We start from the raw sequence: 14,736 nt of genomic DNA on the forward strand, positions 1-14,736 counted from the left end.
TGTCCATCAGAGGTTCGGCAACCCAGCCTAGACGGGATTGCCGCCAGGGGCCTACCCGCGCTACGGAGGGCGTGGCGTACCAGCCCGAAGGAGACCGCGCCATAGGCTCAAGCCATGAATGCCACGGCCGTTCCGGCCGCGTTCCGTGAGGCGCTGCTGTCCTTGAAAGGAGCGCGTACCCGTCGTGACGTGCGCTTGGTCGAGACGCCCGCGCCGTCGCGCATCGCGCCGTTCGCCGTGGCCATCAACGGCACCGTCTTGCCGGAAGAACTCGAGACGACTGGCCGCTTTGTGGCGCTCCACGATCCCGCAGGCCAGGACGCGTGGGACGGCACTTTCCGGGTCATCGCCCTGGTGCAAGCGCAAGTCGAGGCGGAAGTGGGTCAAGACGACCTGTGGGCCGACGCGGCGTGGTCGTGGCTCAACGAGGCCCTCGCACATGTGCCCCACGACCAGTTCGGCGGCACCGTCACCAAGGTGGTGTCGCGATCCTTCGGGCAACTCGCTGAACGCGATGACCACGTGACCGTCGAACTGCGGGTGTCGTGGACTCCGACCGATTCAGACCTTGCCCCTCACGTCGTTGCGTGGACGGAACTGCTGGCCATGTGCGCCGGCGTTCCACCTGCGCCCCAGGGGCTCTCCGCGCTTCCAGGAGGACATGCATGACCGCATCACCAGAAGAGCACTTGGCAGATGACGCCGACACCCCAGAGCCGATCCTGCTGACCGAACCGGCCGACGGCGTTCCTCGCGTCATCACGACCGAGGCCGAGTTGCGGGTAGCGATCGAAGCGTTTTCCGCCGGCGAGGGGCCTATCGCGGCCGACGCCGAACGCGCCTCCGGTTTCCGTTACGGCCAGACCACGTACTTGGCGCAGTTCAAGCGCGCTGGCGCTGGCATCGCCTTGATCGACACCGCGGCCTTGCCGGACCTGAGCGCCTTTCACGAGGCCATGGGAGACGCGGAGTACGTGTTTCACGCGGCGAGCCAAGATCTTCCAGGCATGAAGGATCTCGGCATCTTGCCAGCGGCCATTTTCGATACCGAGTTGGCTGCGCGGCTTCTGGGGTGGCCCAAGGTGGGTCTCGCCTCAGTGGTGGAGCGGGAGCTCGGGTTTGCGCTGGCAAAGGAGCATTCCGCCCAGGACTGGTCGGTGCGACCGCTACCGGACTCATGGCTCGCCTATGCGGCGCTCGACGTCGAGATCCTGATCGAACTCCGCGCGGGCCTTGCGGCGCACCTCGAGGCGGCGGGAAAGACCGAGTGGGCGCGTCAAGAGTTCGAGGCCGTGCGCCTCGCTCCCCCGGCAGAGCCACGAGTCGACCCGTGGAGGCGCACGTCAGGGACGCACACGATTCGCGAACAGCGCGGCCTTGCGATCATCAAGTCCTTGTGGGAAGAGCGCGAACGCGAGGCTCAACGCCGAGACGTCACGCCGGGGCGCGTCTTGAGAGACGCCGCGATCGTGGCAGCAGCGCGAGCCAAACCCGCCAACCTCGACGCCCTCCTGGAGATTCCGGAGTGGCGCACCCGCGGCACCAAGAAGGCGGCACCGAGGTGGTGGCCGTCCATCGAGGCGGCGCTCCACCTCTCCGAGAAGGCGCTCCCTGCCCGGCGCGCGCCCGCAGGGGACGGTCCCCCACCGCCACGGGCGTGGCCAGACAAGCGACCAGAGGCCGCCACGAGGCTCACCGAGGCGAAGGCCGCCCTGGCCGAGCTGAGCGAGCGCCACGAGGTGCCCGTCGAGAACCTGCTTCAGCCCGATGCCGCCAGGCGCGCGTGTTGGGAATACCGCGACGGCGGCGTCGGCTGGATCAAGGACTTTCTTGCCTCACGATCGGCACGGCCGTGGCAAATCGAGCTCACAGCGAAGCCACTCGCTGAGGCATTCACGCGGGCGGAAGTGTTGGAGCCAGAAGAGGCTCCGACCGACTAAGACAGGCGCACGGCTGCGGCGTCGGCAATCACAGAGGCCTCAAGACCCACCTGTTCAAGCACCTGAGCGCGGGAGGCATGCGCGAGAAACTCGCGCGGCACTCCGTGGTGAGACCAGTGGACCTCCCGGCCAGCGAGCCGAGCAAATTCCGCCCATTCCTCCCCCACCCCGGCGTCGGTCAGGCCGTCCTCCACCGTGACCACCAGCTCCGCGTCTCCGAGTACCTCCAGAAGCCCTTCGGGGACCGGGTGTACCCACGTTGACGTCGCCGCGATCACCGACGTTCCTCCCGCGGCGAGCTTGCCTGCCACTTCTATGGCGGTACCAGCCATCGCACCGATCCCGAAAACGACCACTTGCGGGCGCTCACCATGCTCGGCGAGCACCTCGATGTCTTCGACACTGCGTACCGCTGGCATGGGCTCACCCACGGCGCCCTTGGGGTAGCGCACCACCGTGGGGGCGTCGTCGACGTCAAGTGCCGTACGGAAGGCCTCCCTGAACGTCGGCTCGTCGCGCGGGGCCGCCATCCGCAGCCCGGGAACGTGACGAAGCAGCGCCATATCCCACATGCCGTTGTGACTGGGGCCATCGTCTCCCGTGATCCCTGCCCGGTCGAGCATGAATGTCACGCCCGCCTTATGCAAGGCCACGTCCATCAGCAGTTGGTCGAATGCGCGGTTCAGGAACGTCGCGTACACCGCAACGACGGGATGCATTCCGGAGAAGGCAAGGCCAGCTGCTGTCGTCACTGCGTGTTGCTCTGCGATCCCCACGTCAATCACGCGGCCGGGGAACGCGTCTGCGAAGGGCTGGAGCCCCACCGGCTGAAGCATGGCGGCCGTGATGCCCACAAGGTCGTCTCGCTCGGCGCCGGCCGCCAGCATCTCGTCGGCAAAGACGGCGGTCCACCCAAAGCGTGATTGCTCCACCGGCAGCCCGGTCTCCGGATGGATCTGCCCGACGGCGTGAAAGCGGTCGGCCATGTCCTGTTCTGCGGGCTCGTAGCCGCGCCCCTTCTCGGTCACCACGTGCACGATGACAGGCGAGCCGTAGCCCTTGGCGTGCGTCAGCGCGGCCTCGACTTGCGCGAGATCGTGACCATCGACCGGCCCCATGTACTTGAGGCCGAGATCCTCGAACATGCCCTGGGGCCCGATGAGCCCCTTGAGCGCCCGCTTGCCGTGCATCACCGTCTGATACGTGAAGTCTCGGAACGGACCGCGCCCTTGGAACGTGCGCTTGCCCCAACTGAGGAAGTCTTCATAGGCAGGCGACGTACGCATGCCGTCAAGCCGACGCGCAAGCCCGCCAATCGTCGGCGCGTACGACCTGCCGTTGTCGTTGACCACGATCACGACCCGGTCGTCGCAATCGGCGAGCGAGTTGAGCGCCTCCCACGCCATGCCGCCCGTGAGCGCACCGTCGCCGATGATCGCCACCGTCGTCCTGTCTGTCTCGCCGCGTAGCGTGTGGCCCCTCGCGATGCCAGCCGCCCACGAGAGAGCCGTCGAGGCGTGAGAGTTCTCGACCACGTCGTGATCGGACTCAGCGCGAGAGGGGTAGCCAGCCAGTCCCCCGCGCTTGCGCAACGTGGAGAAGTCACGCCTGCCCGTCAGGAGTTTGTGAACGTACGACTGGTGACCGGTGTCGAAGACGATGCGATCGAACGGCGAGTCGAATACCCGGTGGAGCGCCAGCGTCAGTTCGACGACGCCAAGGTTGGGGCCGAGGTGGCCGCCGGATTTCGACACGGCATCGACCAGGTAGCGCCTGATCTCTTCCGCGAGTTCGCTCAGTTCGGCCCCGTTGAGCGAGCGCACATCGCGCGGTGACTCGATGCGCTCCAGCACGCTCTTCTCCTGACATTCGAGGTCGTCTCACTGTAAGTCCTGCAACGCGCGCGGGCGAACTTCGGTTCCGCGCGCCGCACGCTAAGCGACGAGGGAACGCAGCACGTATTGCAGGATGCCGCCGTGACGGAAGTAGTCTGCCTCGCCTGGGGTATCGATGCGAACGACCGCGTCGAGTTCCACCGTCTGGCCGTCAGCCTTGGTCGCGACCACCGTGAGCGCCCTGGGGTGCTCGCCGCGACTGAACGCGGCGATTCCCGCGATGTCGAAGGTCTCGGTGCCGTCGAGCCCCAGATCCGCCGCCGACTTGCCCTCAGGGAACTGCAAGGGCAGCACGCCCATCCCGATCAGGTTGGAACGGTGAATCCGCTCGAAGCTCTCCGCGATGACCGCCCTCACACCCAGCAACCGGGTGCCCTTCGCGGCCCAGTCGCGGCTCGAACCCGTGCCGTACTCCTTGCCGGCGAGCACCACGAGCGGAATGCCGGAGGCGGCATATGCCTGAGCCGCATCGTAAATGGTGTCCTGCTCATCGGTGAGGAAGTTGTGGGTGAAGCCTCCCTCGACGCCATCCAGCAGGAGGTTCCTGAGCCGAATGTTGGCGAATGTCCCGCGAATCATGACCTCGTGGTTGCCGCGGCGGGATCCGTAACTGTTGAAGTCGCGGCGTTCGATGCCGTGTTCTGCGAGGTAGACACCTGCCGGGCTGTCGGCCTTGATCGAACCTGCTGGCGAGATGTGATCCGTCGTGACGGAGTCACCCAAGAGTGCAAGCACGCGTGCTCCCGCCACGTCCTCAACCGGCTCGGGCTGAGCACCCATTCCCTCGAAGTAGGGGGGCTTGCGCACATACGTCGACTCGGTATCCCACTCGAAGGTATTGCCATCAGGCGTGGGGAGATCGCGCCACCGCTCGTCGCCTGCGAACACGTCGGCGTAGTTGGTGGAGAACATGGATTCGGTGATGGACGATCCGACCACGGACTCCACCTCTTCTGGGCCGGGCCAGATGTCTTTGAGGAACACGTCGTGGCCCTCGGTGTCCTTGCCGAGCGACTCCGTCTCGAAGTCGAAGTCCATGGTGCCGGCCAACGCGTACGCGATCACGAGTGGCGGTGAAGCCAAGTAGTTCATTTTCACGTCAGGGTTGATGCGGCCCTCAAAGTTGCGGTTGCCAGAGAGCACCGACACGACTGCGAGGTCGTGCTCGCTCACGGCCTCGGATACCTCGGGGGGAAGCGGCCCCGAGTTGCCGATGCAGGTGGTGCAGCCGTAGCCGACCAGGTGGAAGCCGAGCGCCTCAAGGTCCGGCCACAGACCCGCCTTCTCGTAATAGTCGGTGACCACCTGGGAGCCTGGCGCCATGGAGGTCTTGACCCACGGCTTTGACGTCAGCCCCTTCTTGTTCGCGTTGCGGGCCAGGAGCGCGGCCGCGAGCATCACGGACGGGTTCGACGTGTTGGTGCAGGACGTAATCGAAGCGATGACGACGCGGCCGTGGTCAAGGTCAGTGACGGTTCCGTCTGCGAGAGCGAGCGGCACCACCTTGCGGGGCCTGGCCGTCGCCTCCCCAAAGGTGTCGCGCGGCAAGGGCGCGTCGCCCGCGTGCGACTCCGCCGCAATGGGATCAGACGCAGGAAAGGTCTCTTCGACCGACTCGTCGAGGCCTTCGGTGACCTGGTCCTCGTGATTCGCGTAGTCGCCGATCACCTTGGAGAACCCGGCCTTGGCGTCGGTCAGCGCGATGCGGTCTTGGGGGCGCTTGGGCCCCGCGATCGAGGGCACCACGGTGCCCAGGTCGAGTTCGAGGTACTCGGAAAACACCGGCTCCACATAGCTTGAGGCGGCCGGATCGTGCCACAGCCCTTGTTCCTTGCAGTACGCCTCGACAAGCGCCACCTGCTCCGCGGAGCGCCCCGTGAGGCGCAAGTAGTCGATAGTCACCGAGTCGACGGGGAAGATCGCGGCCGTTGAGCCAAACTCGGGGCTCATGTTGCCGATCGTGGCGCGATTGGCCAGCGGAACGGCGCCGACGCCCTCACCGTAGAACTCGACGAACTTGCCGACCACGCCGTGCTTTCGCAGCATCTCGGTGATGGTCAGCACCACGTCAGTGGCGGTGGCACCCGCAGGGATCTGCCCAGAGAGCTTGAAGCCCACGACCTTGGGGATGAGCATGGAGACCGGCTGGCCAAGCATCGCCGCCTCAGCTTCGATTCCGCCAACGCCCCAGCCCAGCACGCCCAGGCCGTTGATCATGGTGGTGTGGGAGTCGGTTCCCACACACGAGTCGGGGTATGCCTGCAGTGTCCCGTCGACGTCCTTGGTCATCACGCCCCTGGCGAGGTACTCCAGGTTGACCTGGTGGACGATTCCCGTGCCTGGTGGCACCACCTTGAAGTTGTCGAAGGCCGTCTGACCCCAGCGCAAGAACTGGTAGCGCTCACGGTTGCGCTCGTACTCGAGGTCCGTGTTGCGCTGCAGGGCGTCCTTGCGACCAAAGATGTCGATGACGACGGAGTGGTCGATCACCATTTCGGCGGGGGCCAAAGGGTTGATGGCGGTGGGGTCGCCGCCCAGCTCCACGACCGCTTCGCGCATCGTCGCCAGGTCGACCACGCACGGCACCCCGGTGAAGTCCTGCATCACCACGCGTGCTGGGGTGAACTGAATCTCCGTGTCGGGTGCGGCCTTCGGGTCCCACTGCGCCAACGCCTGGACATGGTCGGCGGTGATGTTCTTGCCGTCCTCCGTGCGCAACAGAGCCTCAGCCAGGATCTTCAGCGAGTACGGGAGCTTCTCGAGGCCTGGAACTGCGTCCAAGCGGTAGATCTCGTACGACGTGGTGCCCACGTTGAGGGTGGACTGTGATCCCAGACTATTGATGCTCATTGCGCTCCTTGACTCGTGAGGTTCCATCCTACCGAGACGGAAGTCCCACTACTCGGTGCGCGCGAAGCTCGCCACAGTTTCGACGTGGTGCGTCATGGGGAACAGGTCGAAAGCCTGAATCTCTTCCACGGTGTAGCCGCACTCGGCGAGGGTCTTCGCGTCCCTCGCAAGTGCCACGGGGTCGCACGCGACGTAGACGATGCGGGCGGGCTCGAGCGAGGCGATCGCCTGGATGGTCGCGGCCTTGGCGCCCGACCGCGGCGGGTCGAGCACGACCGCTCCGCGCGACCAGTCCTCGTCGGCGGCGGTCATGGCGGCAACCGTTCGCCGGGTGTCGCCAGCGACCGCGGTCGCGCTGGGATAGCCGCGCAGGTTCTGCTGCAGACTCGTCTTTCCCTTGGTGTGAGTACCCGCGAGTTCCACGGCGGTGACATCGCGTCCCTCCGCAGCGAACGGCACGGCGAAGAGCCCCGCGCCCGAGTACAGGTCGAGCACGCGAGGCGCATCCCCCACCAAGCGCAACACCTCCGCGAGAAGCACACCAGGCGCCTCGCGGTGCACCTGCCAGAACTCCCCCGCCCGCAACCCGTAGGCGAAACTCCTTCCCCCTGCCGTCACGGTCTCCGTGAGGATTTTGGGGTCGCCCTTGCCTCGTGACACGTAGGTCTCGCCAAAGGAGGTGGTCGCCACCTCGATGAGTTGGCCAGGTTCCGCCTTCGCGGCCAGCAGCGCCTCCTCGGCCTCCTCCACCGCGAGAGGCATGGCCTGCAGAGTGTGCCTCACACCGCTTCCCGGCACGGCCATCGTGGCCCTGCCGTCTTCGCCCGCAAGCGCCGACACCCTCGTGCGATAGCGCAGCCCGGCCCTGTCGTCGTCCCCTGGGGCCGCGCGCACGTCGCCTTCGTACTCAATCCCGGCGAAGCGCGCCAGCGACTCGCGCACCACCGACAGCTTCCACTGACGCTGAGCGGCAAGCGCGACATGCCCCAGCTCTGCGCCTCCCACCCCACCGATCGCTGCCTCCGGCCACGGGTGCTCGACCCTGTCTGGCGAGGCCTCGAGCACCTGCGTCACGGCGGCGTTCCAGAACCGGGCGTCCGCGGCCGGGTCGTCTACCTCCGCCTCGACCACCTCGCCGGGGAGTCCGCCGCGCACAAACACCGCTCGCCCCTCGTGTCTGGCGATGCAGTGGCCGCCGTGCGCAGGGGCGCCGACGGTAAGGCGAAGAGTCTGGGTCACTGGGGTTCCGGTCCTTGGATGATGCGGTCGTCTACGGGGCCCTCGCGGCGCGCGGATTCGAGCATCCACGGCACCGCACTCACCACCACGTTGGGCACATTGAGAAGTTGCGCACGTAGCCGTGCGGTGGCGCGGTTGTGAAGAAGTTGCTCCCACCAGCGGCCCACGATGTATTCGGGTACGTACACGAACACTGCCTCTCTGGGTGAGGCATGGTGCATGTTCTTGACGTACTCCAGCATCGGGCCCACAAGATCCCGGTAGGGCGAGTCGAGCACCACCAGCGGCGCGCCAAGGTCCATGGCCGCCCACCGGCGCTGCAGCGCCACGGAGGCTCCTCGGTCGATCTGCACGGTCACTGCCTTGAGCGTGCTGTGTCTGGCCGCCTTGGCGTAGGCGAGTGCGTGCAGCGCTGGTCGGTGCAGTTGCGCCACCAGCACGATGCCGTGTGTGGCGGAGGGAAGGCTTGGCGCCTTCGCGCCCGCGTCAAGCGAGATGTCCGCCTTGACGGCTGAGTAGTGGCGCTTGATGGAGTGCATCATCACCACCACAAGCACGATCAGCACAATCGCGATCCACGCGCCGTTGGCGAAATTGAACACCGCAGTCACGGCGAGCACGCCAATCGCCACCACCGAGGCGACCATGTGCAGAATCCGACGCCACTGAAGGGTCCACCGTTCGCGCGGATCCGTCGCCAGGTTCAGCTTGGCGGTCGTCCACTCGATCATTGCTCGCTGGCTCAACACGATCGCCGTGAAGACCCCCACGATGAACATGTGGACGATCCGGTCGACGCTGGCGTCAACCGCGACGACGATGGTGGCGGAGAGCGCGGCGACCAGCAGAACCGCGCCGCGCAGCACCAAGCGGTCGTTGCGCATCGCCATCTGCCGAGGCAAGACACCGTCGGAGGCCAGCAGCCCGGTCAACCGCGCGAATCGCCTGAAGACGGAGGTGGCGGCCGCGTACAGAATCGTGACCACGGAGATGCCCACCACCCACACGCCGATCACGTTGCCGAACACCTTTTCGGACACCTGCATCAGGATGGAGCCGCTGGACCACCCGGAGAGCCGGTAGGTCCAGGCCAGCCAACTGATCGCAAAGAAGGCAGCGGCGGCTGCGAACACGGCGGTCAGCAGTGTTCGAGAGGCCCGCTTACCCCGCGGCTCGGCGTGATAAGGGCCGGACGAGGCCAGGTGTTCAAGGCCAGTCGCCATGACGGCGCCAGAGGCGACGGCGCCCGCGTACGCGACCAGCACGGTCCACGTCGACGTTGCATCCGCCACCACCGCGTCTGTCCGATCCCCTCCGTGCCGCACTATGCCCACCACGGCGAGGACTCCCAGCACTACCAAGAATCCGTGCCAGACGGTCAACAGCACCCGACGCCGGTCCCGGACCCCTCGCAGGTTGGCGAGGGTCATGAAGGCGAGGGCGGTCACCGCGATGATCGCCTGGTTCCCTGACCACTCGGGAATGAGGAAGACCGTGACCTCGGCCATTGCCGAGACGGCGATCGACACGGTGAACAGGTAGTCGATCAGTAGCGATGCGCCGGTGATGATTCCGAACCGCTGACCCAGGCGGTCGCGAACCACCCCATAGTCGCCGCGCTCGTGAGGGAAGGCACGTACTTGTGAGGCGTATGCGCACCCGATCAACACCAGGATGATCACCACGCCCGCCGCCATGTACGGAATCGCCGCCTGCTGAGAGCCCGATCGCAAGGCGACGACGACGGCGTCTGGGCCATACGCAACGGCCGATACGACGCCCGCGCCAAACACGGGAAGCGCCAGACGACTGCGCAGTGCTTGCGGCTTGGACAGGTCCGTGGCTACGGGCGCGCCAAAGACAAGTCGCTTCACTCGTTCAAGAAACCGTCGCACGTCGCACCATCCTAGGCTCCAGGCGGTATAGCGTGGTGGCGTGCACGTGGTGATCATGGGTTGTGGCCGAACTGGCGCCCGGTTGGCGAGCGATTTTGAGTCGCGCGGCCACACGGTGGCCATCATTGATGTGCGTGCCGACGCTTTCCGTCGGCTCCCCTCTGATTTCAAGGGCCAGAAGATCACAGGGCTCGGATTCGACAGGGACACCCTGACGACGGCGGGCGTCGAAGAGGCGTACGCCTTCGCCGCCGTGTCCGATGGTGACAACTCGAACATCCTCGCAGCACGCGTCGTCCGTGAGACGTACGGCGTGGAGAACGTGGTGGCCCGCATCGCCGACTCTGGCCGGGCGGAGGTCTACCGACGGTTGGGAATTCCTACGGTGGCGCCGGTGCCGTGGACCGCGGCTCAGATTGTGACCCGCCTGCTACCTGGCGGTTCAGAGGGACTCTATGAAGACGCAGACGCGGGGCTGTCCATGCGCCGTCTTCCCTTCAACGACGCATGGGTGGGCCACACGTGCGAGCAGTTGGAGCGCGCGTCCGGCGCGCGAATCGCCTACCTCACCCGCTTCGGGGATGCCCTGCTGCCGGACGAAGACACCGTGCTTCAGGATGGGGACGACGTGTATGCCCTCGTCATGACAGCATCCGAACAGTCCGTGGTGAAGGTGTTCGGCCACCCACCGAGGAAGGCGTCATGAAGGTCCTCATTGCTGGCGCCGGCTCAGTGGGGCGATCAATCGCCAGCGACCTCATCGAACACGCTCACGAGGTGCTACTCATTGATCACAACCCCTCCGCCATGCGCGTGTCGCAGGTCGCGGAGGCCGAGTGGATGCTCGCGGACGCGTGCGAACTCCTCGCGTTGCGAGAGGCCGCCGTCGAGACGATGGACGTGGTGGTTGCCGCGACGGGAGACGACAAGGCGAATCTCGTCATCTCATTCCTGGCGAAGACCGAGTTTGGGGTGCCGCGCACCGTGGCGCGCGTCAACAACCCCCGCAACGAATGGATGTACGACTCGCAATGGGGCGTGGACGTCGCGGTGTCGACGCCGCGCATCATGACGGCAATGGTCGAAGAGGCCGTCGCCATTGGCGACCTGGTGAAGGTGTTCACCTTCCATCAGTCAGGTGCGTCGATTATCGAGGTGACGCTGCCCTCGGACTCCCCACTGGTGGGCGTCGCCCTGCGAGACATCTCATTGCCAACGGACGTCGTGTTGTCGTGCATCGTGCGTGGCGACAGGACGATCGCCCCGACGCCAGAGGACACCGTGGAGTCGCACGACGAGTTGCTGTTCATTCTTTCGGCGGAGGCTGATCCTCAGGCTCTTCAGGAAGTTCTACGTTCCTCACCATCCGCCACATAACGAACAAGGCCACAGCAAACCACGGCAGGCCGAGCGCGAGCTTCGCGACGCCAAGAGCCGCCGTGGCGCCGGCAAAGTACAGCGGGAGCTGCACGGCAAGCTTGACCAACTGGGTCCCCAGGTAGAAGGCGGTTGCCGCCTGGAAACGTCGCGCCACGCGCGGATACTGGCGCCAGCGTCCTCCCCATCCCTTCAGCAGGCCCACCACAATTCCCACGGCGGGCCATCGCCACAGCATCGAGGCGAGCAGCGCTACCGCGTAGCCGCCCGTGTAGAAGAAGCTGGGCACAAAGAACTCGGTCGCGTCCCCAGCACGCCACGCCCAGATGGCACCGATGCCGACGCCGAGTAGCCCACCCAGCGCTTGTGTCACAGGGGTGCGTTGGATGAGCCGCGCGGCGACCATGAGGAGCACTGTCGCGACCGCGGCGATGACGGGGATGCGAAATCCTCCCCAGATCAGGTACGCGGTCACGAACACGCCGCCTGGGGCGACGGATTCGGCCATGCCGCGCCACCCCCCGATGGCCTCCGACCAGTCGAAGTCTTCCCCAACAAGGGACGTGGCGCCGCCTGCGGGCCTGTCAGCCGTCACGGCTGGCACAGTTCGTAGCGGGGGTTGAAGATGCGCGGAACGTCGTCGCTCGCCGCGACCCTGCCCTCGATGCCCACGGTGGCCCCTGGTTCGAGTCCCGCGACATAGCGGCGGCCAAGAAACACGAGGTCTATTGCACCGGTCGGGTCCACCACGCGGGCGGTGAGGCGTGCAGGAGCGTCGTGGGGGCTGACCTCGACGTACGCGATGCGGCCTCCCGTGCGCTCGAGCGACCTGACAGTCACGTCGCCCACTGGCGTCCAGCCACGCGCGGCGGCCACCTTGTCCCCGTTCACTCGCTCGCCTTCCCAGTGGAGCCAAAGCCACCGACACCTCGATGAGAGCCTGGAAGATCCGCGACCGGCACGAATGCCGCGTGCTCCACCCGCTGGATCACGAGTTGCGCGATGCGGTCGCCGACCGCGAACTCGACGGGAGAGTGCGCGTCGGTGTTGAGAAGCGTGACGCTGATCTCGCCGCGGTAGCCGGCGTCGACCGTGCCAGGGCCATTGACGATCGTGACCCCGTGCCGCGCCGCGAGGCCCGACCGAGGATGCACGAGCGCGACGTAGCCGGAGGGCAAGGCGATGCGTACTCCGGTGCGCAGCGTGGCGCGTTCGCCAGGAGCGAGCACCACCGACTGACGCGTGGTGAGGTCAGCACCCGCGTCGCCAGGATGGGCGTAAGCGGGCAAGGGCACATCGGCCTCTGTCGTGCTGATCAGCACCTCGACGTCTGTCATGGGGCCCCAGCCTAGGCGGAAAGCGTCGGCGTGGCCGACGCTACGCGGCGCACTCCGTGCAGATCGGCTGGTCACCCTTGAACTCCGCCAGTTGGCTGCGGTGGTGCACCAAGAAGCACGACATGCACGTGAATTCATCCTGTTGCGGAGGGAGCACCCTCACGGACAGTTCCTCGCCGGACAAGTCCGCGCCTGGCAACTCGAAGCTATCGGCCGCTTCGGCCTCGTCCTCGTCGACCACGCCCGAGCTCTTATCCGAGCGACGCGCCTTCAACTCCTCGATGGAGTCAGCAGCGATTTCGTCGTCGGTCTTGCGGGGGGCGTCGTAATCGGTCGCCATCCGGGGTTCTCCTTCACCTTGTCGGTGTGTGATGAATGCTTGCGGCCGAGGTTTTGTTCCCACTCAGCGCAGGCATTCTGCACCACAATCGGCGTTTGCGCGACTTTAGGCGCGCGGAGCCTCCCACAAGTGACCCGCGCCAGCCTGTTCGAGGACGTCGCGAAGCTCCTCCCACACGCCCGGCGCAGCGGCAATCAGCAGCTCAGAATCGGCTGGCCCGCCGTCGATTCCGCCCACCTTGACGCCCGCCTCTGAGGCGATGAGCGCTCCTGCGGCAAAGTCCCACGGTTTCAGGCCGTGCTCGTAGTAGGCATCGATCGCACCCTCTGCCACCAGGCACAAGTCGACGCTCGCCGCCCCCAAGCGCCTGATATCGCGCACGTGCCCCAACACGTGCGTCACGAGCCTTCCTTGGGCGACCCTCAATTGCGCGACATAGTTGAAACCGGTGGCCAGCAGCGTCGCCGAGAGCGCCGGCGCGGGCCCTCGCTCGATCGCTTGTCCGTTCTTCCACGCGCCGTGACCGGCCGCCGCCTTCCACTCCACCTTCGAACCGTCGAACACGGCGCCCGCAAGTGCGCGCCATGTCCGGGGATCTGATCCTCCTTCGACGGCGGCGACCGACACCGCGAAATGTGGCAGGCCGTAGAGGTAGTTGACGGTACCGTCGATCGGATCGATCACCCACGTGACTCCGGACGTGCCCGAGGTTTCCTCGCCTTCTTCCCCCAGGATCGCGTCGTCCGGTCGAACTTCAGCAAGTCGCGCGCGCAGCATCGTCTCGGCGGCCACATCCATTTGGGTGACGATGTCTATCGGGGAGGACTTGGTGGAGGTGACTTCCGCCCGGGAACGGCCCTCGATCACCAGCTCCCCCGCTTCACGCGCAAGGGTGGCGGCGATGTCCATGAGTTCGAGCGGAGAGTCCATGCGAAGAGCCTCGCACACGACGCACTGGCGCGGCGTCGCGCGAGGAGGCATCCGGCGTGGCACAGTAGAGCAATGACGGGAATGAGCCTCAAGGGACTGTCCGAAGACGGTACTCATCTCATCGTCGTGACCACCGACGGCGACGAGCATCGGCTCGCGATTTCGGACGAGTTGCGCGAACTCGTGCGCCACGCGCGCGTGGTACGCCGCGACCGCGACGACGACGCCCCCGCGACCCGGCTCAGCCCGCGCGAGATCCAGCAGCGCATCAGGGCGGGTCTCAATGCCGCAGAGCTTGCCCAACTGACGGGTGAGCCCGTCGACGCCATCCGCAAATTCGAGGCCCCTGTGCTTGCGGAGCGCTCCTACATTGTGCAGATGGCGAGGACCACCCGCATCGGTCGTGACACCACCGCTCCCACCCTGGGAGACCTGGTGGGCGATCGTCTTGCCGGGCGCGGCATCGACCCTGATTCCGTCGCGTGGGACGCGTGGCGGGAGATCGACGAGCCCTGGAAGGTCGCCGCAGACTATCGGGTTGACGGGCGCGCCGTCCGCGCGTTGTGGACATTCGACCACGTCGCCAAGGCCCTCACCGCAGAAGACGACGAGGCCACCTGGCTGACCGAGACCGAACTGTTGGATGCTCCGGTACCGCGTCGGCATTTGAGCGCGGTGCGCGCCGACTCAGGGCCGGTCCCCTTGCACCCGCACCGTCCCGCGAGCGTCACCACCGCAGAACCGGCACTGACGGAGGAGCAGGCCGAACGCGAAGCGACGGACGCCTTGCTTGAGGACCTGGCTGGCCGCAGGGGCGTGCGCGAGCCAGTCGAGATCGACGACGACGGGGACGACGACGCTTTCGAGGGCTTCGGACCCGCGCGAAGTGCCGCACCGAATCGCCCCACCTCGATTCCTCACCCAGCTGGCACC

The 14,736-nt window shown here is 66.3% G+C and carries 14 protein-coding genes; 5 read left to right on the forward strand and 9 right to left on the reverse strand.

Going from position 1 to position 14,736, the window contains the following annotated elements:
* The first annotated feature begins 114 nt into the window (after window positions 1–114).
* Both QZZ33_RS09560 and QZZ33_RS09565 read left to right on the forward strand, forming a co-directional pair.
* Window positions 115–669, forward strand: a complete 555-nt coding sequence (locus tag QZZ33_RS09560; RefSeq protein WP_291379692.1) for a DUF3000 domain-containing protein — start codon at window positions 115–117, stop codon at window positions 667–669.
* A complete protein-coding gene (locus tag QZZ33_RS09565; protein ID WP_291379693.1) occupies window positions 666–1,940 on the forward strand; it encodes an HRDC domain-containing protein in 1,275 nt (424 codons plus the stop codon). Before QZZ33_RS09560 ends, QZZ33_RS09565 begins: the two co-directional genes overlap by 4 nt.
* Here QZZ33_RS09565 and dxs read toward each other — a convergent pair.
* The 4 genes from dxs to QZZ33_RS09585 form a co-directional block, all read right to left on the reverse strand.
* A complete protein-coding gene (dxs, locus tag QZZ33_RS09570) occupies window positions 1,937–3,793 on the reverse strand; it encodes a 1-deoxy-D-xylulose-5-phosphate synthase (RefSeq protein ID WP_291379694.1) in 1,857 nt (618 codons plus the stop codon). The genes QZZ33_RS09565 and dxs overlap by 4 nt on opposite strands.
* An 81-nt stretch (window positions 3,794–3,874) precedes the next feature.
* The gene (locus tag QZZ33_RS09575; RefSeq protein ID WP_291379695.1) at window positions 3,875–6,685 is read right to left on the reverse strand and encodes an aconitate hydratase; all 2,811 of its coding nucleotides are present in this window, start codon (window positions 6,683–6,685) and stop codon (window positions 3,875–3,877) included.
* Between the two features lie 48 nt (window positions 6,686–6,733).
* Entirely contained in the window at window positions 6,734–7,924 is a 1,191-nt protein-coding gene (locus tag QZZ33_RS09580; protein WP_291379696.1) for a TRAM domain-containing protein, read from the reverse strand.
* Window positions 7,921–9,819: an amino acid permease gene (locus QZZ33_RS09585; protein WP_291379697.1), complete on the reverse strand. Its 1,899-nt coding sequence runs from the start codon at window positions 9,817–9,819 to the stop codon at window positions 7,921–7,923. The genes QZZ33_RS09580 and QZZ33_RS09585 overlap by 4 nt, the downstream gene beginning before the upstream one ends.
* 40 nt (window positions 9,820–9,859) lie before the next feature.
* On the opposite strand from QZZ33_RS09585, the gene QZZ33_RS09590 reads away from it, so the two are divergent.
* Window positions 9,860–10,525: a TrkA family potassium uptake protein gene (locus tag QZZ33_RS09590; RefSeq protein ID WP_291379698.1), complete on the forward strand. Its 666-nt coding sequence runs from the start codon at window positions 9,860–9,862 to the stop codon at window positions 10,523–10,525.
* Window positions 10,522–11,196 carry a TrkA family potassium uptake protein gene (locus tag QZZ33_RS09595; RefSeq protein WP_291379699.1) on the forward strand — a complete coding sequence of 225 codons (675 nt, stop codon included), beginning with the start codon at window positions 10,522–10,524 and terminating at the stop codon, window positions 11,194–11,196. The genes QZZ33_RS09590 and QZZ33_RS09595 overlap by 4 nt, the downstream gene beginning before the upstream one ends.
* Here QZZ33_RS09595 and QZZ33_RS09600 read toward each other — a convergent pair.
* The 5 genes from QZZ33_RS09600 to QZZ33_RS09620 form a co-directional block, all read right to left on the reverse strand.
* Window positions 11,126–11,791 (reverse strand): DUF3159 domain-containing protein, encoded by a 666-nt coding sequence (locus tag QZZ33_RS09600; RefSeq protein WP_291379700.1) that lies wholly within the window; start codon window positions 11,789–11,791, stop codon window positions 11,126–11,128. The two genes, QZZ33_RS09595 and QZZ33_RS09600, sit on opposite strands and share 71 nt — an antisense overlap.
* A complete protein-coding gene (locus QZZ33_RS09605; RefSeq protein ID WP_291379701.1) occupies window positions 11,788–12,087 on the reverse strand; it encodes a DNA-binding protein in 300 nt (99 codons plus the stop codon). The genes QZZ33_RS09600 and QZZ33_RS09605 overlap by 4 nt, the downstream gene beginning before the upstream one ends.
* Window positions 12,084–12,533, reverse strand: a complete 450-nt coding sequence (gene dut, locus QZZ33_RS09610; protein ID WP_291379702.1) for a dUTP diphosphatase — start codon at window positions 12,531–12,533, stop codon at window positions 12,084–12,086. Before dut ends, QZZ33_RS09605 begins: the two co-directional genes overlap by 4 nt.
* 40 nt (window positions 12,534–12,573) lie before the next feature.
* Window positions 12,574–12,873, reverse strand: a complete 300-nt coding sequence (locus QZZ33_RS09615) for a DUF4193 domain-containing protein (protein ID WP_226097016.1) — start codon at window positions 12,871–12,873, stop codon at window positions 12,574–12,576.
* 105 nt (window positions 12,874–12,978) lie between these two features.
* The gene (locus QZZ33_RS09620; protein ID WP_291379703.1) at window positions 12,979–13,803 is read right to left on the reverse strand and encodes an inositol monophosphatase family protein; all 825 of its coding nucleotides are present in this window, start codon (window positions 13,801–13,803) and stop codon (window positions 12,979–12,981) included.
* A 72-nt stretch (window positions 13,804–13,875) separates the two neighbouring features.
* On the opposite strand from QZZ33_RS09620, the gene sepH reads away from it, so the two are divergent.
* Window positions 13,876–14,736, forward strand: an 861-nt coding sequence (gene sepH / locus QZZ33_RS09625; RefSeq protein ID WP_291379704.1) for a septation protein SepH, incomplete at its 3' end; no start/stop codon positions are given.

It is taken from the genome of Demequina sp., from assembly GCF_016278775.1.
GTDB lineage: Bacteria > Actinomycetota > Actinomycetes > Actinomycetales > Demequinaceae > Demequina.

Excerpts from the sequence above, each read along its gene's own strand:
- QZZ33_RS09560 (WP_291379692.1), top strand. The coding sequence starts at position 115 with ATGAATGCCACGGCCGTTCCGGCCGCGTTCCGTGAGGCGCTGCTGTCC.
- QZZ33_RS09565 (WP_291379693.1), top strand. The coding sequence starts at position 666 with ATGACCGCATCACCAGAAGAGCACTTGGCAGATGACGCCGACACCCCA.
- QZZ33_RS09575 (WP_291379695.1), bottom strand. The coding sequence starts at position 6,685 with ATGAGCATCAATAGTCTGGGATCACAGTCCACCCTCAACGTGGGCACC.
- QZZ33_RS09595 (WP_291379699.1), top strand. The coding sequence starts at position 10,522 with ATGAAGGTCCTCATTGCTGGCGCCGGCTCAGTGGGGCGATCAATCGCC.
- dut (WP_291379702.1), bottom strand. The coding sequence starts at position 12,533 with ATGACAGACGTCGAGGTGCTGATCAGCACGACAGAGGCCGATGTGCCC.
- QZZ33_RS09615 (WP_226097016.1), bottom strand. The coding sequence starts at position 12,873 with ATGGCGACCGATTACGACGCCCCCCGCAAGACCGACGACGAAATCGCT.
- QZZ33_RS09620 (WP_291379703.1), bottom strand. The coding sequence starts at position 13,803 with ATGGACTCTCCGCTCGAACTCATGGACATCGCCGCCACCCTTGCGCGT.